This is a genomic window from Roseomonas sp. AR75 (assembly GCF_005222815.1).
Lineage (GTDB): Bacteria > Pseudomonadota > Alphaproteobacteria > Acetobacterales > Acetobacteraceae > Falsiroseomonas.
In genome coordinates this window covers 1-1,297 of sequence record NZ_STGB01000013.1, presented here as the reverse complement: position 1 = coordinate 1,297, position 1,297 = coordinate 1, and the positions used below count along the sequence as shown (strand labels likewise).

1 protein-coding gene is annotated in these 1,297 nt (G+C 68.8%); it reads right to left on the bottom strand.

Translation table 11 applies throughout. The features are described from left to right. Window positions 1-145 precede the first annotated feature (145 nt). On the bottom strand, window positions 146-1,222 hold the full coding sequence (locus E4T13_RS29525) for a transposase (protein ID WP_137181978.1): 1,077 nt from the start codon (window positions 1,220-1,222) through the stop codon (window positions 146-148). Window positions 1,223-1,297: the final 75 nt, after the last annotated feature.

Here is a 1,297-nt window from a genome sequence, read left to right as displayed (position 1 = left end):
GGACACCTCCAGAAACGTCATCTTTCGGCGGGCGTGACTGTAGAGTGGTGCACGGTCGCCTGCTGGGCGACGGGATGACCGGGATGACGCTGCTGGAGGACGGCCGGTGCGGCGCTGATGGTGGTGCGTGCGGCGGTTTCCGGCCCTACGCTGGCGCGGCTTTGCTGGTGAGCCAGACGAATCGCTTCATGTTGTAGGCCAAGTTGGCGAGGCCGATCTTCACGCGCGCCCGGGCAATGCCGATGCTGCGCACCACCAGCGCCATCGGACCCTTCTGCCGGGCAAAGACATGCTCGACGGCCGAGCGCACGGCTGATTTGCGGGCATTGGCTCGCCGCGTCCGGGCCGCCATCGGCCGCCCCGGCGGCTTCTTGCAGTGGATGCGTGAGACCAGGCCGCGTTCGGCCAGCCACGCCTCGTTCTTCGCCGAGCGGTAGGCCGTGTCGGCCCAGACATCGCCGGCGGTGTTGTTGGCATCGACCACCTCCGCCAACCGGGCGCCGTCATGGGCCGCGGCGTGGCTGGCGGTCCAGCCGCGGATCAGGCCGTGCCGGCGATCGATCGCGACATGGTTCTTGTAGCCGAAGGCCGGCACCGCGAGGTCGACCTGCGGGATGCCATCCTCGCGCGGCCTGGCCTTGGAGAACTTCACCGTCCAGCGCGCGTCGCGGTCCTTCTGGCGGAGCTTCGCAGGCTTTTCCGCCCAGCCTTCGGGGATCTGCCCGGCCTTGATGGCTGCCCGCTCGGCCTCGGTGTTGCGCTGCTTGGGCGCGGCGACGATGGTCGCGTCGACGATCTGCCCGCCCATCGCCAGATAGCCGGCGGCGCGCAGCGTGGCATCGAACTGCGCGAACAGCCGCTCCACCGCGCCGGCACGCTTCAGCGCCTCGCGGAACGCCCAGATCGTGTTGGCGTCCGGCACCGGGTCGGCCAGCCCCAGGCCGAGGAACCGCATGAACGACAGGCGATCCTTGATGAGGTACTCGCAGCGCTCGTCGGACAGCCCGTGCATCACCTGCAGCAGCAGGATCTTGAACATCAGCACGTGATCGAAGGCGGGCCGGCCACCCTTCGCGCCGTCCGCCCGCGGCACCGCTCGCTCCAGTTCAGCGCGGAACATCGCGAAATCCACGAGCGCGAGGATCCGCCCGAGGTCATCGCCCTTGGCCGACAACTCCCGCAGCCGCTCCTCCACATCGAAGAACCCAGGCTGCCGAACCATCGCCTTCCCCCGCGCCGATCCGCGTCAGTGAATCAGCCAAACAGCGTCAGGGCGAGGGGTTTATGGAGGTGTCCA

Bases quoted from the DNA above. Each gene is read 5' to 3' on its own strand.
- E4T13_RS29525 (WP_137181978.1), bottom strand. From the start codon at position 1,222: ATGGTTCGGCAGCCTGGGTTCTTCGATGTGGAGGAGCGGCTGCGGGAG.